Here is a 19,793-nt window from a genome sequence, read left to right on the forward strand (position 1 = left end):
TCGACATGATGGAGACCATCTTCCTCAAGAAAGGAAGCGGCCCCAAACCCGGGACGGTTCAGTCTCGCCTGGCGGTGACTGATCCGCTAGGACCAGTCACCGCCAGAGTCGCTTACGCAGCCACCACTAGGTCCTGCTGCTGAAGCTTTTCGGCTCGCTCTCGCAACAGTCCGTCCAGCACCGCCACCGGAGAGTTCGCCGACATCTCCAGTCGTCGATCGAGGGCTTCGTTCCACACACGAGTCAGATCGTCCATCAACTTGTCGACCATCGTCTGCGTGACGTGCGTGTACCTCGATTGGACGGACGAGTCCTCGTGGCCGATCCGCGCGTTGATCAGCTTTTGCGGCGTCCCCAGCTCCTCCAACAGAGTCCGGTGCGAATGCCGATTCCCTTGTGGCGTCATACCATTCGCGATCGGCATCCAGCACGTGTCGGCGCGGCCGTGAGCATTGCGTCCACGTACCGGAACGCCAGGAAAGGCATCAGCACTCACCGGTACCGGATGTTTCGGCGAGGTCTTCCCGCGTTGTGGGTACCAACCCGACACCGCCGGCGTGTGCAACCAGGCGTAAAAGCCTGAACGTCGCCAGTGGCCTGCTTCGGCACCTACGACGGGGCTGGCGTAACCTAGCTCATCCGCCGCCCGCAGTACTCGGCGACGCGTCACCTCGGACACATTCGATCGGCCCCGCAGCACCAGCGACACCGTGCTTACCGTCACCTCCGCACGCTGCGCGATCATCCTCTGCGTGATACCGCTGGAACTGCGGCGGCTGCGTCGCTTGGCCTGGCCGCCGAACACATAACCGAGTTGATGACAGGCGCAAGGCAGTCTCGGTGTGCGCGTCATGAACCCAACCAGCATGCGCCACAGGAACTCTGGCAAGTCGATGTCGCGCCGAGATCCGTTCTTGGGCTCGCACTTGATCAGCTTCCCGGCGACCTCGGCCAGCTGCCATTCGACACGAATCCGATGGTCGGTGACGTACTTGGCTTCCAGGCCGATCAACTCCCCGATCCGCATGCCCGTGTAGAACTTCAGGATCATCGCCACGAACTCGTCATCCCGGCCCGACAACAACGCCATCCGCTCAGCGATCAGCAGTGCTCCCACCGCGTTCGTGATCACCTTCTCCGGTGCGCGATTCGACCTCCTTCCGGTGCGGCGCCCACGGTTTCGCTTCCGGCGCGCCACATTGACCGGAACCTTCCCGGCTTCGACCGCGTCCTCCAAGATCACGTGCAGAACGGCCCGATAGGCGGTGATACTGTCGGCCGCATACCCCGCTGCCCGTAATCCCTTCTCCCACTCAACGACGGACTTCCGCGTGATCTCCTTCAGCGGCACCGGCCCGAAGGTCGGCAGCAGGTGAACCTGGATGTGGCTTTCGTAGTTGTAGATCGTGGTGTCGGCCAGATCCTGGTCGTCCAACCACTCCTCCACATAGTCTTCGAACTTCTGATCGCCTGGGTCAGAGGCCGACGGCAGAGCCCAGGCTGAGAGGGTCGGCGCCGCAACGGAAACGGGTGCCTGTGGCACGGGCACCGACCTGACCGTGCCCAGCAGCCGATACTCGATCTCGGCCTCTTTGCAGGCGGTCTGAGCCAACTTCTTGGTCGAGTACCGGACGGGCTTGCCGTTCCCGTCGTAGATAGTCTGATACTTGCCGGGCGCAATCTTGAACCGGGCTTCGTGGTAGTGCCCTCGGTTGATAGCAGGCATTCAGGTGGACTCCTGGCGTCGCGCGCCAAAACGGCACGAATGGGGGACCGACACCGGTACGCGGAACCTGCTGGGTCCGACGAAGCCGGATTCGCGCCGTACAAGTCCTCCGACGCCAACTGCGGTGAGACCACACCCACAGTTCTGATAGCCAAGTCAGGATATCCACGTGATCGACAGCCGCGCAACATCCCTCACGGCAGCACAGACACCCTCCACCTCCCCTCTCGCGACACGCGGTGCGACACGCCGTTAAACGGCATCAACTTTCGCGATCCCCTCCGAGCCCGTCGCTGCTCGGTAACCAGTCCGCTCCAGCCGGCCGAAACACCGACAAGATCTCGGCAAACTCCGCCCACCGAAACCCGCCGAATCCAGCCGAAAACCACCGAATCCGCCTGCAGTACACAGATACTCGAACACCGAGGGCACTTCCGATCGCCCGATGAACAGATAGATCCACGCAGGTAGACGAGTATCTACGCTGATGGGCGGACCGCATCGCCAACGGCAACGACCACTAACAGGATCAACAGGAATTCGATTGCCGCACAACAACACTGACCATTACGAGTGAAGCGCTCTACCGACTGAGCTAAGGCGGCGTGCCTTTCGGCCCCGCGAGTCTATCTAATCGGGGGCGGATTGTGAAAACGGGTGGTCGGAGCGGGGTGGGCGACCTTGCTTCCCGCCAGGGGGATGAGGACGGCTGGAAGGGGTCGGCAGTTACGTTGCGCTGGTCGGGACGAAACTGAATGCGGGTGCAGAGGCGTCGGTGTTCGTGGGGTCGAGGCCTGGGCTCGGTTGCTGGAGGCCGATCTCGGGCAAGGCGCGCGGGCTGGGGGCCAGTGTGGGCGCATCGCGCCAACACGGGTCGGCGGCCTGGAGTTCGAGTGCGATCGAGATCAGGTCCGCTTCGGCCCACACCTGTCCGCCGAGTTGCACGCCGAAGGGCATCCCGGTCGTAGCCGAGCGTCCTGCGGGCAGGGCGATCGCCGGAGCGCCGGTGTAGTTGGCCCAGGTCGTCGGTCCGGCATCCACGGCAAGGATCGATGCTGTGGCTGCGCTGCGCTGCATCCCGTCCGTGGTCGCGCCGGGGAGAACCAGCGCGGCGAGATCGCTGTCGCGGAATACGCGGTTGTAGTCCCGTTGGTATCTCGCGCGACTACGTTCGAGCTGCCAGTAATCCGCGGCAGGGCTCGCGAGCGAGGCGAGGCCCATCGCCACGGCCGCCGCCGCGGGAGGCCCATACGAAGGCAACCGGTCCGCCCACTGCCGGTGATAGACCCCCAGCTCGACAGCGTCTCCGGTGATGAGTCCGTCCGGCAGGGCAGGCATCGTGACGTCCACGATGGAGCCACCCAGCTCCGTCACCAGAGCGAGGAAGCGCGCGAACAGCCTTCCCAGCTCGGCAGGCAGTTCCTGGGTCGCGGTGTGCGGAACTCCGAATCGCTTCCCCGCCAACGGTTTCGCGCCGCCCACCGCGGCGATCGGAAAACCTCCGCCGGGCATCGGCGGGGCAATGGCAGTGACGGGATCCGACGGATCGGCTCCCGCCATGTGGTTCAAGAGCAGCGAGGCGTCTGCGATACTGCGGCCCATCGGTCCCGGGTGGTCCCTCGTCCACACGACAGGGATGACGCCGTATTTGCTGCAGCGGCCGAAGGTCGGCTTGATCGCGCTGACGCCGCACCGCGAAGCAGGGATGCGCAGCGAACCGCCCGTATCGGTGCCGATCGCCAACGGCGCGAACCTGGCGGCTAGGGCGGCCGCGCTGCCGCCCGAGGACCCTCCGACCGTTTCACTTGTGTTCCAAGGGTTTCCGACCTGCAGCGTGCTGGTCGTGATCCCGAACTCGTCATTGTGCACATGGCCGATCAAGACGGCGCCGGAGTCCCGCAACCGACGCCAGACCGTCGCGTCGTCCGCGGCGATATTGCCGTCGAGAATACGACTCGAAGCCGTAACCGGAAGTCCGGCAACCGCGTACAGATCCTTCACAGCGATAGGGAGGCCGCAGATCAGGGGTGCGTCCCCCGCGACCAACCGCTGGGCCGCCTCCTCGGCCTGCGCGTGCGCCAACTCGGGGTATGTCCTGATCCACGCCATCGTCGCGCCGTCGAGCGCGGAGCTTCGTCGCAGGCAGGCATCGAGCAGTTCGACGGGATGCAGCTTCCGTTTCTGCAGCAGGCTGGCCGCTTCCACTGCGGAAAGCAGCGCCGGGTCGGTCTCGGAGCTGTCGACGACGTCGGGCAACCGAGGACCGCGTCGCGCGAGCGGGACCGCCGCCGACTGCGGCGTGGTTCCCAATTCGACCGCGGTAGCACCCACACCTGCCGCTACCGCGCGCAGGACAGACCTTCGCGATATCGGTAATCGCATCAGGTGGGCCGAAGTCGAGACTTGACTACCTCGGCGATGCGGAGCATTCCGCGCACGGCCTGTGGAAAGAAGGCGGCTCGTGCGAATTCGGCGTAGCGAGGATTGTAACGCGCTACATAGGAGACGGCCGGGTCCAAGGACTCGACCTGATGCCACCAGAACATCGGAATATAGAGAATATCGCCGGGCTCCAGCACCACGTCGTAGGACGACGCGTTCCGCAGCCGCGGGTAGTCGTCGAGGCTCGGGTCGAAATCTTCGGCGGGGAGCTCGGTGTACATGTCGGACGCCCGCCTCGGAACACGACCGTACACATTGCGATACTCGTCCGGATCGAACAGCCGGACTCGCTTGCGCCCGTAGAGCTGAATCAGCAGACCATGCCAGGGATCATTGTGCAGCGGCGTCAGGTTGCCAGCCTGCCCCACCCAGACACTACTGGCGACCGAACTCTGGGTACGACGTCCGACTCGGTGGGGAAGCTGGGCGGCCAGCGGACGGGGATCCGCAGCGGCCCGCGAGTAGTACTTCTTACCGTCCTTTGCATCACCGAAAATGGAATCCATCACCTCGGCGTATTGGAGCACTTCCGTCGGAGCGGTCTCCTGTGTGAACACGCTGTTCGAACTGACCAGCGCGGCCACCTTTTCCGTCCGGTACTTCTCCAGCAACTGCTTCGGCTGGTAATCCTCGAACACGGGCCACGATGCCGCGACCCCGCGAAAGACGACCGGGCGTTTTCTATCGAAAGCGTCATCCAGAACGAATGCCTCTTCCTCCGGGACGGCCAGTCCATGGTGCCCCGCACCGGAAGCCCGCACCAGATCACGAAGACTGCGCGCGGCCCAAATCGCAAAACTCGCTGCGACAATCGGGGCCAGCGTCACCGGTCTTTCGTCATGACCCTTCGCCACGCCGCACACCTCGCCTCTCCGCCGACTCACCTGCCTGATCGGACGTCGACAAAGTAAAGAGTTGCCGTCCAGCAATGGACTGACATCGGCATTCCGTAGGCATCCCCTAGGCATCCGCGAGGCACTGGAACTACTCGGACCAGACCTCCACTATCGAACCCGCGAGAAAACCGCGGACCGCCAGAAGTTTCCTTAGATGAAAAGCATTGCCGGACAAGGCATTTCATGCCTCTCGGCGGATTGGGGCCCGGCTGCCGCCAATCCAGAGTCGTGAGCATCGAACTCGACAAGTCCGCCACTGTGGCGTATATCACCACCGCGCAACAATACTCGTCGATCCGGGGACCACGAATAACCGGTGGTAGGGGTCAGGGGGTGCGGGCGGCGATCAGGCCCGCGACCATCGCCGCGACGGCGAAGCGGGGTTTGACGTTCTGGTCCAGGGCTTCGCGGCAGTCCAGGACGGCCTCGATCGAGCGGAGCAAGCCCTCGGGGCGCACCTCGGTGGCCAGGTCGCGGATCTGATCGGGGAGATCGGGGTGTGTCAGGGTGACCCCGGCCGCCGGGTCGGGCTTCGCCGCGCCGAATCGGACCGCCAGCGCATCCCGGTACAGACCGGCGACGTCGATCAAAGCGCGGTCGAGCGAATCGCGACTGGTGCGGGTGGCGCGCGACTTCTGCCTGCGCTCCAGGTCCTTCAGGACACCGGCCGAACCACGCGTCGCCGAGGCGGCGCCCTTACCGGTGCCACCGGCGCCCAGCGCGGTCGCCAATTCCTCGCGCTCGCGCTCGTCGCGGGCAACGCTGACCTGTTTGGCCTCCTCCTCGGCCGTCTTCACCAACTCGTCGGCGGCGGCGTAGGCCGCGGCCGGGCGCGCCGTCGCGGACACCAGCGCCAGCGCGCTGCGACGGCGGGCCCGTGCCTCCTCGTCGGTGGCCAGTCGCCGGGCTCGGCCCACGTGCCCGCCGCTGATCGAGGCCGCCCAGGCGGCCTTGTCGGCGGCCAGGCCGTCGCGCTCGCACAGCACCCGGGCGATGGCATCGGTCGACGGCGTGACCAGATGTACGTGACGGCAACGGGATCGCAGCGTCACCGAGATGTCCTCGGGATCATCGGACGGGGCGCACAGCAGGAATACCGTCCGCTCGGGCGGCTCCTCGACCACCTTCAGCAGCACGTTTCCGGCGGCCTCGGTCAACCGGTCCGCATCCTCGACCAGCAACACCTGCCAGCGGCCGGTGCTGGGTCGCCGTGCGGACACCTGCACGATCTCGCGCATCTCCTTGGTGCCGATGCTGAGCCCCTCGGGGATCACCCGGCGCACATCGCCGTGGGTGCCCGCCATCGTGGTGGTGCAGGCATGGCAGCGCCCGCAGCCGGGACGCTCGGGATCGGTGCATTGCAGGGCCGCCGCGAAGCACAGCGCCGCGACCGAGCGGCCCGAACCGGGCGGCCCGGTGAACAACCAGGAATGCGTCATCGCCGAGGACACGACACCACGGCGCGCGGCCACCGCGGCAGCGGTCAACTCGGACTCGACCGCATCCTGGCCGACCAGCCGATCGAAGACACTCGCCACGTCGTACACCCTAGCCGCCGCCACCGACAACCCGGGCGGGGCCGAGCCGCGGTCAGGAGACGCGCTGGTGCGTCGTGTTGGCGCCGTCCAGCGCCTCGCGGATGATGTCGGCGTGCCCGCTGTGCTGTGAGATCTCCCGCAGGATGTGCAGCAGGGTGAACCGGACCGTCCACCACACCCGCTCGGGCGCCCAGGGCGCGGTCGGGGTGGGGATCGTCGTGTCCAGACTGTCGACATTCCGGATCAGCTGAGTGGTGTTGTCCGCCACCACATCCCATTCTTTCAGCAACCCCTCGACCGTCTCCTCGGGTGCCAGCTGATACTCCGAATCGAATTGGGACACATCGAGTTCCGCGTTCTCGTCGCGCTCCACGATCACACTCGTCCAGTGCTGCTCGACGTGCACCAGGTGGTGCAGCAGCCCGCCCAACGTCAGCTCGCTGACCGTGCTGCGCTGGCGCGCCTGGCCATCTTCCAAGCCGCGCAACGTGATTCGGAACATCTCGCGTTGCTCGGACAGCATCGCGATCAGGTTCTCACGTTCCGGTTCGGTGCGTTCGGTCGATGGTGCGGTCATCGAGTGTCCTTCCGCCGGCGGGCCCGAATGGCTGCCCACGCTACGGCAGAACGCCGCGAACGGAAGGGGGCTGGCCAATTTCCGCCATCACAGGCCTGGGTGGCCGCAATCAGTATGTCGCCCTTCAGGACTTGGACGATGTCTTCTTCGCCGCCGCCTTCTTCGCGGTGGACTTCTCGGCCGTCTTCTTCGCGGCGGTCTTCTTCGCCGTCGTCGTCTTGGCCGCGGCCTTCTTGGTGGTCTTCTTCGCGGTCTTCTTGGCTGCCTTCTTCACCGGGCCCCGGGCCCGGCGATCGGCCAGCAGCTCCGAGGCGCGCTCGTCGGTGATCGACTCGACCTCGTCGCCCTTGCGCAGGCTGGCATTGGTCTCGCCGTCGGTGACGTACGGACCGAACCGGCCGTCCTTGATGACCATCGGCTTGCCGCTGGCCGCGTCGTTGCCGAGTTCGCGCAGCGGCGCGGCGCTGGCCGCCTGCCGACCCCGCCGCTTAGGTTCGGCGTAGATCTTCAGCGCCTCCTCCAGGGTGACCGAGAAGATCTGGTCCTCGCTGGTGAGCGACCGAGAATCGGTGCCCTTCTTCAGGTATGGGCCGTAGCGGCCGTTCTGCGCGGTGATCTCTTCGCCCGATTCGGGGTCCTTGCCCACCACCCGCGGCAGCGACAGCAGCTTCAGCGCCTCCTCGAGGGTGATCGTCGACAGGTCCATCGACTTGAACAGCGATCCGGTGCGCGGCTTGGGACCGGCGGCCTTCTTCGCACTCTTCTTGGCGTCCGGATCGGCCTCCGGCTCCGGCAGCACCTCGGTGACGTACGGCCCGAATCGGCCCTCCTTGGCCACGATTCGGTGTCCGGTCTTCGGATCCTCGCCCAGCGACCGCCCCTCCTGCGGGGTCGAGAACAGCTTCTCGGCGACCTCGGGCGTGAGCTCGTCCGGCGGCAGGTCGTCGGGGAGGTTGGCCCGCTGCGAGACCGGATCACCCTCGGGGTCATCGGGATTGACGACCATGCGCTCCAGATACGGCCCGAAGCGTCCGACACGCACGACCACATCGCGGCCCTCGTCGTCGGTGAACATCTTGATCGAGTTGACCGAGCGCGCATCGATGTCGTCGAGCTGCTGGCCGACCATCCGCTTCAGTCCGCCGGAGCGCGCGACCGAGCCCTCGACACCGTGATCGCCGCCGAAATAGAAGCTGGACAACCAGTTTCCGCGCTGTTCGCGACCGCCTGCGATGGCGTCGAGATCGTCCTCCATCGCCGCGGTGAAGTCGAAGTCGACCAGGCGGCCGAAGTACGCCTCCAGCAGACCCACCACGGCGAACGCCACCCACGACGGCACCAGGGCGTTGCCGCGCTTGTACACGTAGCCGCGGTCGAGAATGGTCTTGATGATCGACGCGTAGGTCGACGGGCGGCCGATGCCCAGCTCTTCCAGCGCCTTCACCAGCGAGGCCTCGTTGTAGCGCGGCGGCGGATTGGTGGTGTGCCCGTCCGGAGTCAGCTCGGTCGCGCTGACGCCCTGGCCCTCGGTCAGCGCGGGGAGCCGCGACTCGGCGTCGTCGGACTGGCTGCCCGAATCCTCGTCGACGCTCTCCACGTAGGCCTTGAGGAAGCCGGGAAAGGTGATGGTGCGACCGGATGCGGAGAACACGCACTCCTCGCCGGTCCCCGCGTGGCCGGTGATCCGCACGGTCAGCGTGGTGCCGCGGGCGTCGGCCATCTGGGAGGCGACGGTGCGCTGCCAGATCAGCTCGTAGAGCCGGAACTCGTCGGTATCCAACCGCGAACTCAGTTGTCCGGGTGTGGAAAACGTGTCACCGGAGGGCCGGATCGCTTCGTGTGCCTCCTGCGCGTTCTTGACCTTGCGGGTGTACTGCCGCGGGGTCGGATGCACGAACTGGGGTCCGTACAACTGGGTGGCCTGCGCCCGGGCCGCGGCTATCGCCGACTCCGACAGCGTGGTCGAGTCGGTACGCATATAGGTGATGTAGCCGTTCTCGTACAGCCGCTGCGCCACCCGCATGGTGCGCTCGGAGCTGAACCGCAGCTTGCGCGCGGCCTCCTGCTGCAGCGTCGAGGTCATGAACGGCGCATACGGGCGGCGAGTGTACGGCTTCGATTCGACCGAGCTGACCTGGAAGTCGACGCCCTCCAGCGCCTCGACCAAGCGGCGCGCGTGGCCCTCGTCGAGCACGGTGACACCGCTCGACTTGAGCCGACCGTCGGATCCGAAGTCACGTCCGCCCGCCACGCGGGAGCCGTCGACGCTGATCAGCCGCGCCCCGAACGTGCGCGGGTTGGCGGCATCGCCCTCGCCGGTCCCGGCATCGAATTTGGCTGCGATGTCCCAGTACTCGGCGGAACGGAACGCCATGCGCTCGCGCTCGCGCTGCACGATGATCCGCGTCGCCACCGACTGCACGCGGCCCGCCGACAGTCGCGGCATGACCTTCTTCCACAGCACTGGACTGACCTCGTAGCCGTACAGCCGGTCCAGGATGCGGCGGGTCTCCTGCGCGTCGACCAGATCGTTGTCCAGGTCGCGCGTGTCGGCGGCGGCGGCGCGGATGGCGGGCTCGGTGATCTCGTGGAACACCATCCGCTTGACGGGCACCTTCGGCTTCAGCGTCTCCAGCAGGTGCCACGCGATGGCCTCGCCCTCACGGTCGGGGTCGGTGGCGAGGAGGAGTTCGTCGGCGTCCTCGAGCAGGCTCTTCAGCTCGGAGACCTTGGCCTTCTTATCCGGGCTGACCACATAGATGGGTTCGAAGTCGTTGTCGACATCGACACCCAGGCGCGCCCAGGACTGCCCCTTGTATTTGGCGGGCACGTCGGCGGCGCCACGTGGCAGGTCACGGATGTGGCCCACGGAGGCCTCGACCGTATAGCCCCTGCCGAGGTAGGGGGCGATCTTGCGGGCCTTGGTCGGTGATTCGACGATCACGAGACGACGCAGGGGGCGGCCCTGATCGGGAGTCGGCGCTGCACCGCGGTCTCGTGTTGCCACCGGCGAACACACCTTTCCTGTCGACCCGCGCGGCGCAGGCGACGCAGCGCGCGGCTGGGGCAAGCGGCGGAAGACAGATGTCCCCCGCCGATGACGTTTATACCGTGTTTGTGGCCGCACCTGCGGTACGACGGGTTCACGGACCGCCACACTTCCGGTGCGGCATGATGGATAGCCCCGGTTGCGGTCGAGTGTACTGCCCCAGAAACAGCTCGTCCCCCACCGCAGTGGGCGGTGAGGGACGAGCGATCGGACCTTGTTGGGTTGCCCGCTCAGCTGAGCGCGCGAACTCCGGTGGCCTGCGGGCCCTTGGTGCCCTGGCCTACCTCGAATTCGACCTTCTGGTTCTCCTCGAGGGTGCGGAAGCCCGTCCCCTGGATCTCGGAGTAGTGGACGAAGACGTCAGCGGAGCCGTCCTCGGGCGCGATGAAGCCGAACCCCTTCTCCGCGTTGAACCACTTCACAGTTCCCTGTGCCATTCTGTTCCTTCTCTTTCCATACCGGAACGGCGGACAAGTTTGGTTCGTCCACCGGGTCCGTTCCGACCGCTGTACTCTGTTCCCCCTGCAGGAAGCATCAAGCACACCGTTCGCAACATCGATCCTGCTGATGGTTTGGACTTTGGATCCGTTCCCTCGAACACAGAAGCTTGCGACCAGGAACCAGTGAACCATGTCTCCGAGCAATTCAACAGTCGAGTTACCGACAATTTGCAAAAAAGATGATCTTGCGAATGTGCAGGTGAGGGCCACAATGCCCAAATCCAGACTTGGAGTAGGTTTGCTTCCGGATAACCGAGCGAGCGTCAGGCAAACAGGCTGTGACGCAGATCGCTACTCGGTAGTGAAAAGGCAGGTAGGGCAGTTGCGACACACACGATTCACACATTCCTTGCGTGTCGTGGTCTCAGTCCGATGAATCCGACCGACCCGTCTGCTCCAGTTCGTCCACTCGGACATTCGAGCTTTGGTCGATCGTTGCTGAATCGTGTCCTTTTCGGACTACCGGACGGAGACGCCCGTCTCACTCATGTGACCGAGTTGCCCGCACGCGCGGCACAGGTCACAACCTGGCCCTCGTGGGTGTCGCCGGAATTGGTCGCCGCGTTACGGGAAACCGGAGTTCAGGCACCGTGGTCGCACCAAACTCGCACGGCCGAACTCGCCGCGAGCGGACAGCACGTCGTGGTGTGCACGGGAACCGCATCGGGTAAGTCGCTGGGTTACCAACTGCCCGTGCTGACCGCGCTGCAGCAGGATTCACGGGCGACGGCGCTGTATCTCTCCCCTACCAAGGCGCTGGGGGCGGACCAACTGCGCGCGACCGGGGCACTCACCCACGAGGGTCCGCTGCGCGATATCCATCCCGCCACCTATGACGGGGACACTCCGGCCGAGGTGCGGCAGTGGGTGCGCGCCAACGCCCGCTGGATCTTCACCAATCCGGACATGCTGCACCTGGGCGTGCTGCGATCGCACCAGCGGTGGGCCCGGGTGCTGCGGCAGCTGCGCTACGTGGTGATCGACGAATGCCACGCGTATCGAGGGGTGTTCGGCTCGCACGTGGCGCTGGTGCTGCGGCGGCTGCGGCGGATCGCCGCGCACTACGGCGCCGATCCGGTGTTCGTGCTGTGCTCCGCCACCACCGCCGATCCCGCGGCGGCCGCATCCCAGCTCGTCGGGGCGCCCTGCGTCGCCGTCACCGAAGACGGCTCGCCGCAGGGGGCGCGCACCGTGGCGCTGTGGGAGCCCGGGTTGTTGCCGGTCTCGGAGGCGGGCGGTGAGAACGGCGCGCCGGTGCGGCGACCGGCGACCACGGAGGCGGCCCGGATCATGATGGATCTGATCGCCGAGGGCGCCCGCACCCTGACCTTCGTGCGCTCCCGCCGGGCCGCCGAGGTGGTGGCGCTGGAGACCCGCCGCATGCTGGCCGAGGTAGATCCGAAGCTGGCCGCACGGGTGTCCGCCTACCGGGCCGGATACCTGGCCGAGGACCGGCGCGAGCTGGAGGCGGGGCTGTCCGACGGCTCGCTACTGGGCGCCGCGACCACGACCGCGCTGGAGTTGGGCGTGGACATCGCCGGTCTGGATGCCGTGGTGATCACCGGTTTTCCGGGCACGGTCGCTTCGTTCTGGCAGCAGGCCGGACGCGCCGGACGCCGTGCGCAGGGATCGCTGGTGCTGCTGGTGGCGCGCGACGACCCACTCGACATGTATCTCGTGCATCATCCGCAGGCCCTGCTCGGACGGCCCGTCGAGGCGACGATCACCGATCCGCGTAACCCCTATGTATTAGGCCCCCATCTGCTGTGCGCGGCCTTGGAACAACCGCTGACCGATGCGGAGGTGGACGAGCTCGGCGCCGCCGACCTGGTCGCCGAGTTCGCCGCGCAGGGGCTGATCCGGAGGCGGACCCCGGCCAAGGGCCCGGCGCGCTGGTTCGCCGTCGCCGCGGACCAACCGCACGATGCCGTCGACGTGCGGGGCGGCATCGGGGCTGCGGTGGCCATCGTCGACGAGGAGAGCGGGCGACTGCTCGGCACCACCGACGCGACGCGGGCCGCGGCCACCGTGCACGAGGGCGCGGTACATCTGCATCAGGGGGAGACCTATGTGGTCGACGAGCTGGATTTGGACGCCGGGGTGGCATTCGTGCATGCCGACCAGCCCGGATGGACGACCAGCGCGCGGATCGTCACGTCCATCGCCGTCGACGAGGTGACCACCGAGCACCGCCACGGCGCGGTCACCGTCGCACTGGCCCGGGTGCGGGTGAGTACCCAGGTCGTGGGATATCTGCGCCGGCTGCCGACCGGCGAGGTGCTGGACCTGGTGGAGTTGGAACTGCCGGAACAGACCCTCCCGAGCCGCGCGGTGTTCTACACCGTCACCCCCGCCCTGCTGGCTCGCGCGGGGATCGACCCGAAGCGGGCGCCGGGGGCCCTGCACGCCGCCGAGCACGCCGCGATCGGGATGCTGCCGCTGGTCGCCAGCTGCGACCGCTGGGATATCGGCGGCGTGTCGACCGCCGACCACCTCGACACCGGGCTGCCGACGGTCTTCGTCTACGACGGTCATCCCGGGGGTGCCGGATTCGCCGAACGCGGGTTCGACCGCCTGCGGACCTGGCTGGCGGCCACGCTCGCGGTCATCGAGTCGTGCGGCTGCCCGGGCGGCTGCCCCTCCTGTGTGCAGTCGCCCAAGTGCGGCAACGGAAACCATCCGCTGGACAAGTCCGGCGCCGCGGCGCTGCTGACCGCCGTACTGGCGGAGCTGCCGGACGAGCGGCCCGATCACGGCGGTGCGCCCGAAACGTGACGGCGCGGTCATCCCTGTGAGACCGCAGCGCAACTCCGCGATCAGGGGCGAAAGGGTGGTCGGCGCAGCGAGCCGCGTCACCGATGACACCTCAACAAATGAATAAAGAGGATTGTGCTCATGTTAACCACGGCATTGCTCCTTCGTTTTAACGCGTCCCGTCGATTCGCGCGAATAGCGATACGAAGACAAATTGAAAAGCGGTGATACCAGAATTCCGAGCCTGGCCGAATTCGGCCATCGGCACCCCCGTCCGACACGGGTTGTGGCTTGGGTCACGCATTCTTTGTATTACCAACCGTCCGGTATTCAAGATCGCTCACGGCGGCTCGCCGGGCTCGATCGCGGGACCGGCCCGCGCTGTCGCACGGACCACTCGCGTACCCAAGGGTCCCGCCGACGCCGTGGCCGTCACGGTGACGGTCACATCCCACTCGTCGACCTCGCAGACATGCACCCGGGCTCGCATGCGTCGGGCGAGTTCGTCGGCCCGCTCGCAACTGGCATCCGAACCCGCCGCGAGTTCGCCTGCCGCGGCGAGCGCACTCAGGTCTGCCGCCGCCTGCACTCGATGACGCGCCACGACCACGGCCCCGATATGCGCGATCAGCAATGTGACCGCCAGCAGCCCGGCCAGCACGAGACACGCCGCGACGGTGGCCATACCGCCGTCGCCTCGGCCCGCCGCGGCCGGAACGTCGTCGGCGTTCACCCCGATTCCCCCGGCTCCAGCACCGCCACCGCCTCGGCGTGGAGCTCGAGCGGAAGCAGTGGCGTGCCCGCGGTGACCACCGCGATGACCTGGTCGCCATCTGTCCGGATGGTGATCTCCGCGCCTCGCGGCGCGATCCGGCGGGCCGCGGGCAGTGCGTCGGAGTCGGCGCCGCGGGCGACCAGGCGGGCCGCCTCGCGGGCGGCGTCGACGCAGCGAACCTGAGTCGGCGCCGCCAGCAGGCCGCCGAGACACAACAGCACCGCGGCCACCAGGGCGGCCAGGGCGATCGCCGCCTCCACCGTCACCGCGCCCCTGTCATCGGGCGGATGCCGGTAATCCGCCGTGACCGAAGGCTCCTCGAATCCGGGCGCTACACCTCGGTGTTGAGTGCCCGATCGATGATCCGGGTCAGGGCGTTCACGATCGAATCGCCGGTGACCACCGTGTACAGCACCGCACCGAACGCCGCCGCGGCGATGGTGCCGATCGCGTATTCGGCGGTACTCATGCCGTCGTCGGCCACCGCCGCCTGGATCAGGCGGGAGCGCACCTCCAGTACCGCGGAACGTATTGCCAAGCGCACCGTCGTCCCCTCTCTCCTCCGCCGACGCGGCCGGTCCGCGCCGAGGTTCCCGTATGTTCACAGCACCCCGCCCTCGAGCACCCGGTCCGCCAGACCCGCGACTACCGGGACGATGCCCAGGCATACGAACGCGGGCAGGAAACACAGCCCGAGCGGTCCGCTGATCAGTACCCCGGCTCGTTCGGCGCGGGCGGCGGTCGCGTCCTCGACGGTGCCGCGGCACTGCGCGGCCAGATCGGAGACCGCGGCCGCGAGCGCGGCGCCGGACCGGGCGGAGCGGCGTACCAGCCGGGCCAGTGCCCGGACCTCCTCACTTGCGGCCTCCGCCGCGGCGCGCTCCCAGGCGGCGACCGGGTCCGAGCCCAGCGCCAGCAGGTCGGCCGCGCGGCGCAGCGCGCCGCCGATCGGCGCGGGCGCGGCGGGTGCCACGGCCCGGGCCGCGGAACCGACCGGCAGCCCCGCACGCAGGCAGGCCGCCAAGAGATCCAGGGCCGACGCCGCGGCGAGCGGATCCAGACGTGCACGTTCGGCGCGCGGCTCGCGCGGCACCGGACGCCGCCGTCCACCCACTACCACCGACAGCCGACCGGCGGGCGTGGCACCACACGGCACCGACAGCAAGGCAAGCGCCAAGAGCAGCAGGGGAATCGATGAACCAGTCACGACCCCACCCCGGCAGCGATCCGGCGAACTCCACCACGCCAGCCAGCGCCACGAAGATCTCCTACAACACACGCGCCTGCCCCGCGAACGCCAATAGCCCACGGCAGCAACACAATCGCTGAAGCGCGCAGGCTAGGAGCACCCGGTGCCGAAGCATTACGCCCGGGGACGGCACGAGACCACAGCCTGATCGGCACGGCGGCCGAGTTGGCACGCAGTGCACCTCTTCGCTGCCCCCATATGTCCGGATGGGCGTTGTCCGGCGTGAGCGGAGGCAGCGTTGCGTACTCGGCCGTTGCAATGGTTCGGGGCGGCAACGGGATCGGTGTCATGTCAGAACCCTTCTGGTGATCTCATCGGTCCACAGCAGTCCGGCGCTGATCAGGGCGGTGCCGAGCGGCAGCAGGATGGTGCCCAGGCCGGGTGTCAGCAGGACTCGCAGTGGGGCGGCGCCGAGCAGCTGGCCCAGAGCGATGCCGAGCAGGGGCAGCCCGGCCAGGACGGCGGCGGTGGCGCGGGCGCCAGCCAGTGCGGCCACGGTGCGGTCGCGGAACCGTCTGCGGCTCAGGAGGTCCGCGCGAGCCGCGGCGAGCAGGTCGGCCAGCGCCAAGCCGTGCTTCTCCGCGACCTCCCACGCATCCGCGATGCGAGACAACTCGATGGCTATCACCGCATCCGTATCGCGCAGACCGGCCGCCGCCGAACCGCCGAGCCTGCTGCGTGCCGAGCACACCGCGAACGCCCGGGCGGCGGCGCCCGAGATCTCGCCCGCGGCCGCCGCGGCCGCCGCACTCGGGTGCGCGCCGACCCGCAGTTCGCCGACGACCGTATCGAGCCCCTCCTCCAGCGCCACACGTTCCGCGGCCCGACCTCGATCCCGGCCGACGCGGCGCATGCGGACGACAACCGTGCCGACCGCCGCGGCAACCGCCAGCAGCGGACCGACCCCCAGCACCGCGGCGCCGACAACGACCAGGGCCACGCCTGCCCGAATCACGAAGCGCAGCGGTACTTTTCGTGCCGCTCGCGCGCGACCGAGCACGCGGACGAACCGGCGCCGCCCCGCAGGCGCGGGCAAGAGCGCCACCGCCAATGCCAGGCAGGCGAAAACCGCGCTCACAGCCGAGCTCCCGTAAACAGGCGCCGCCTGACGACCGATACGTGGCGCCGACCGTACCCATCGCCATGTCCCGCGACCTGCCGCCCTGCGGCCGAACAACGTCCGGCCGACTTCGGCGTGCAGGTCCGGGAATCGGCCATGCCCAGCCCGGAGTCCTGGGCGGGCGTTGGACGACCTTCCGTCGGTGCTGCCGCGACCGGCCGCGGCTTACCGCGCGAGGAACTCGAGGCGATTCGAGCTGTGGTGAGGACACAGGCGGCACAGGCGCATCCGCACCTGCGGGCCCGGACGCGCGGTTGTGCGCGGTGAGCGTATCCCTCGGCGTTCATTGCGTCAGCCGGTCGGCGAGTAGGTGCTCGAGGGCGGGCGCCGCGGGGGCTTCGGATCCGTCTGCGCACCAGGCGGGTTCGATGTGGACCTGACCGGTGGGGTCGCGGACGACCAGGCCGATCTCGCGCAGGACGCGGGCGCCGTCGGGGCGGCGGTGCACGTGCAGGACGACCTGGACCGCGGCGCCGAGCTGACTGTGCAATGCGGATCGGCCCATCCCGCCCAGCGCGGCCAGCGCCTCCAGTCGAGCGGGCACCTCCCGCGGCGAGTTCGCGTGGACGGTTCCGGCGCCGCCGTCGTGGCCGGTGTTGAGGGCGGTGAGCAGGTCGACGACCTCGGCGCCGCGCACCTCGCCGATGACAATGCGGTCGGGCCGCATGCGCAGGGCCTGCCGAACCAGGTCGCGCACGGTGACCGCGCCCGCGCCCTCCACGTTCGCGGTGCGGGCGACCAGCCGCACCACGTGCGGGTGCGGCGGGGCGAGTTCGGCCGCGTCCTCGACGCAGACGATGCGCTCGGCCGCAGCGACTTTCGCGAGCATGGCGGACAGCAGGGTGGTCTTGCCCGCCCCGGTCCCACCCACGACGAGAAACGCCAGTCGCGCGTGAATGATGCGCTCCAGCAACAGCGCGGCCTCGGCAGGGACGGATCCCGACGCGCTCAGCGCATCCAGCCCCTGACTGGCCGGTCGCAGCACCCGCAGCGACAGGCAGGTGCCGCCGTGCGCGATCGGCGCCAGCACGGCGTGCAACCGCACGCCGAACGAATTTCCCAGCGCCCCTTCGGCTCCCGGCAGGCGACCGTCCACCCACGGTTGGGCGTCGTCCAGGCGGCGGTCGGCGGCCAGGGCCAGCCGTTGCGCCAACCGCCGTACCGCCGCCTCGTCCGGGAATGTCACCGCCGCGCGCCGCAGCCCCTGCCCACGGTCCACCCATACCGCGTCCGGCGCTGTGACCAGCACATCCGAGACCTCGGGATCGTGCAGCAGCGGCTCCAGCACACCCGCGCCGGTCAGCTCCGTCTGCAACAGTCGCAGCACCCGCAGCAGGTCGGTATCACCGAGGACGCCACCGGATTCGGCGCGAATCGCCGCGGCCAGCCGGGCCGGATCCGGAGCGCCGCTCTGCGCGGCGAGCCGCTCCCGCACCCGGTCCAGCAGGTCCGCCGTCACCAGCGCACTCATCGGCGGACCTCCGACCGCGTCTCGACAGGGACGGCCGGTGCCGCTACGGCCAGCGCATGGCAGCGCATGGCCCACGGCACCATGCGCCACAGGTTTTCGACAGCCGCCTCGACCCGGGCGAGGCCTCGGCACTCCCACTCATCGCCGATGCCGCCGGACTTCCAGCGCCACAGCCTATTTCGCAAGACCGAGGGCGTGTGAACGACTGCGGAACGGTTCATCACACACCCCCGTCCAGCACCTCGAGCACTGCGTCGGCCGCCGCGCGCAGGGGGCCGCGCGGCACACCCAGGCCGTCACGCTCGAGCCGCGCCGAGAGCCTGGGCTGCGCACGGACGGCGGCCAACAGCGGCAGGCCGAGGGCGGCGGCCACCTCACCGCCACGCAAGCCTCCGGGCGCGGGACCGCGAATTATCAAACCCTGGTTGGGATTTCGGCGTCGAGTGTGGGCGACCACCGCACGGGCGGCCGCCACCGAACGCAACCGCGCGGGGACGACCAGCACCACCAGGTCTGCGGCATCGAGCATTCGGTCGGCATGCTGTCCGCGCTCACCGGACACATCGCAGACCACCAGATCCCCGGCGGATCGGCCCGCCTCGATCACCGCGTGTACCGCGCCCGGACCCAGCTCGGCGGGGAGGGCGTCCTCCATCACCCGCCCGCAAGCGAGTACCACCAGCCCCGGCGCCGCGGCCGGGAGCGCATCGTGCAGCGCCGCGGCGGCGACCCGCCCCTCCTCGACGACGAGATCCGGCCAGCGCAGGCCGGGGATCGATTCGATGCCGAGCAGCAAGTCGACACCGCCGCCCAGCGGGGCCCCGTCGACCAGGATCGTGTCGCGGCGGAACCGGGCGACAGCGGAGGTGTGCGCGACGGCCGCCGCCAGCGTGGACGCCCCGGCTCCCCCGTGCGCGCCGACGACCGCGACCACGACGCCGTTACCCGGGCCGCGGTGGGCGTGGTCAGCGAAGGATTCGATCAGCGCATCGGCCGCCGCGGGCAGTGCGATCACCCGCTCGGCGCCGCTCGCGGCCGCCGCCTGCCACTCGGGCAGGCCCGGCTCGCCCTCGACGACCAGCAGAATGCCCTCCCGACGCGGGTACCCCGCGGCAGCGCACGCCCGCGCCGCCGCGGTGTCGACGATCACCAGGGCCGCACCGGACCACGCATGCCTGCCGACCGGCATCCGGCTCTCCTCGATGCGCCGGTCGGCCGCGGCGGCCACCCGTCCGATCTCGTCGCACAATCGCCGATCGGTGACCAGGACCAGCACCGGCCCCTGGGAGGAGAGGCCGCAATCCGGGCTTGCCGCAACGGAATTCATGCAGGCCAGCCTGGCCCGCCGAACGTCGGGAGACCACTGCCCTGCTGCCGAATGTGGATAACTACGGGGCTGTGAGCGGAAAGTGCACGCCGAGTACCACACAAACAGTGGCCTGAAAATAGAGGACGGCCCCAGCCGGGGGGGGAGGAGGCTGGGGCCGTCGGGGTTCAGCCCCGGGGGGTCGGGCTGAACACGCCTGGACCATGTCCAGGTGCCAGCAATACTACACCCAGGCCCCGGCGGAAACGCAAGTCCACCGGCGCAGGAAGTTTTCCCGACCGACACCCGGCGTAGCGGTAGCAAACCGCACGGGAGCAGCACCGGAGGGCGGCCACCGGCCCCCACCACGACGGCGCACCGAAACCTCCC

16 protein-coding genes are annotated in these 19,793 nt (G+C 68.4%); 1 reads left to right on the forward strand and 15 read right to left on the reverse strand.

Annotation, left to right across the window (positions count from 1 at the left end; all coding sequences use genetic code 11):
- Positions 1–112: 112 nt before the first annotated feature.
- The 7 genes from ACYVLQ_RS23200 to ACYVLQ_RS23230 form a co-directional block, all read right to left on the reverse strand.
- The gene (locus tag ACYVLQ_RS23200) at positions 113–1,726 is read right to left on the reverse strand and encodes a LacI family DNA-binding transcriptional regulator (RefSeq protein ID WP_460699625.1); all 1,614 of its coding nucleotides are present in this window, start codon (positions 1,724–1,726) and stop codon (positions 113–115) included.
- A 726-nt stretch (positions 1,727–2,452) separates the two neighbouring features.
- Positions 2,453–4,108, reverse strand: a complete 1,656-nt coding sequence (locus tag ACYVLQ_RS23205) for an amidase (RefSeq protein WP_460699626.1) — start codon at positions 4,106–4,108, stop codon at positions 2,453–2,455.
- Positions 4,108–5,022, reverse strand: coding sequence for a cupin-like domain-containing protein (locus ACYVLQ_RS23210; protein WP_460699627.1), 915 nt, complete (start codon positions 5,020–5,022; stop codon positions 4,108–4,110). The genes ACYVLQ_RS23205 and ACYVLQ_RS23210 overlap by 1 nt, the downstream gene beginning before the upstream one ends.
- Positions 5,023–5,390: 368 nt before the next feature.
- Positions 5,391–6,602 carry a DNA polymerase III subunit delta' gene (locus tag ACYVLQ_RS23215; protein WP_460699628.1) on the reverse strand — a complete coding sequence of 404 codons (1,212 nt, stop codon included), beginning with the start codon at positions 6,600–6,602 and terminating at the stop codon, positions 5,391–5,393.
- 52 nt (positions 6,603–6,654) lie between these two features.
- Positions 6,655–7,179, reverse strand: coding sequence for a mycothiol transferase (locus tag ACYVLQ_RS23220; RefSeq protein WP_460699629.1), 525 nt, complete (start codon positions 7,177–7,179; stop codon positions 6,655–6,657).
- Between the two features lie 124 nt (positions 7,180–7,303).
- Positions 7,304–10,186, reverse strand: a complete 2,883-nt coding sequence (topA, locus tag ACYVLQ_RS23225) for a type I DNA topoisomerase (protein ID WP_460699630.1) — start codon at positions 10,184–10,186, stop codon at positions 7,304–7,306.
- Positions 10,187–10,458: 272 nt separating this feature from the next.
- Positions 10,459–10,665, reverse strand: coding sequence for a cold-shock protein (locus tag ACYVLQ_RS23230; RefSeq protein WP_019044597.1), 207 nt, complete (start codon positions 10,663–10,665; stop codon positions 10,459–10,461).
- A 435-nt stretch (positions 10,666–11,100) separates the two neighbouring features.
- On the opposite strand from ACYVLQ_RS23230, the gene ACYVLQ_RS23235 reads away from it, so the two are divergent.
- Complete coding sequence (locus tag ACYVLQ_RS23235) at positions 11,101–13,503, forward strand: DEAD/DEAH box helicase (RefSeq protein WP_460699631.1); 2,403 nt, start codon at positions 11,101–11,103, stop codon at positions 13,501–13,503.
- A 319-nt stretch (positions 13,504–13,822) separates the two neighbouring features.
- Here the strand turns inward: ACYVLQ_RS23235 and ACYVLQ_RS23240 are convergent, their stop codons facing one another.
- From ACYVLQ_RS23240 to ssd, 8 genes are all read right to left on the reverse strand, one after another.
- On the reverse strand, positions 13,823–14,167 hold the full coding sequence (locus ACYVLQ_RS23240; protein WP_460699685.1) for an Rv3654c family TadE-like protein: 345 nt from the start codon (positions 14,165–14,167) through the stop codon (positions 13,823–13,825).
- Between the two features lie 44 nt (positions 14,168–14,211).
- Positions 14,212–14,523, reverse strand: a complete 312-nt coding sequence (locus ACYVLQ_RS23245) for a TadE family type IV pilus minor pilin (RefSeq protein ID WP_068032515.1) — start codon at positions 14,521–14,523, stop codon at positions 14,212–14,214.
- 65 nt (positions 14,524–14,588) lie between these two features.
- Positions 14,589–14,789: a DUF4244 domain-containing protein gene (locus ACYVLQ_RS23250; RefSeq protein ID WP_460699686.1), complete on the reverse strand. Its 201-nt coding sequence runs from the start codon at positions 14,787–14,789 to the stop codon at positions 14,589–14,591.
- Between the two features lie 69 nt (positions 14,790–14,858).
- The gene (locus ACYVLQ_RS23255) at positions 14,859–15,464 is read right to left on the reverse strand and encodes a type II secretion system F family protein (RefSeq protein WP_460699632.1); all 606 of its coding nucleotides are present in this window, start codon (positions 15,462–15,464) and stop codon (positions 14,859–14,861) included.
- A gap of 328 nt (positions 15,465–15,792) precedes the next feature.
- Complete coding sequence (locus ACYVLQ_RS23260) at positions 15,793–16,584, reverse strand: type II secretion system F family protein (RefSeq protein WP_460699633.1); 792 nt, start codon at positions 16,582–16,584, stop codon at positions 15,793–15,795.
- Positions 16,585–16,909: 325 nt separating this feature from the next.
- Positions 16,910–18,097 (reverse strand): TadA family conjugal transfer-associated ATPase, encoded by a 1,188-nt coding sequence (locus ACYVLQ_RS23265; RefSeq protein WP_460699634.1) that lies wholly within the window; start codon positions 18,095–18,097, stop codon positions 16,910–16,912.
- Entirely contained in the window at positions 18,094–18,318 is a 225-nt protein-coding gene (locus ACYVLQ_RS23270) for a hypothetical protein (protein WP_460699635.1), read from the reverse strand. The genes ACYVLQ_RS23265 and ACYVLQ_RS23270 overlap by 4 nt, the downstream gene beginning before the upstream one ends.
- Positions 18,318–19,424: a septum site-determining protein Ssd gene (gene ssd / locus ACYVLQ_RS23275; RefSeq protein WP_460699636.1), complete on the reverse strand. Its 1,107-nt coding sequence runs from the start codon at positions 19,422–19,424 to the stop codon at positions 18,318–18,320. Before ssd ends, ACYVLQ_RS23270 begins: the two co-directional genes overlap by 1 nt.
- Positions 19,425–19,793: the final 369 nt, after the last annotated feature.

It is taken from the genome of Nocardia thraciensis (assembly GCF_054782435.1).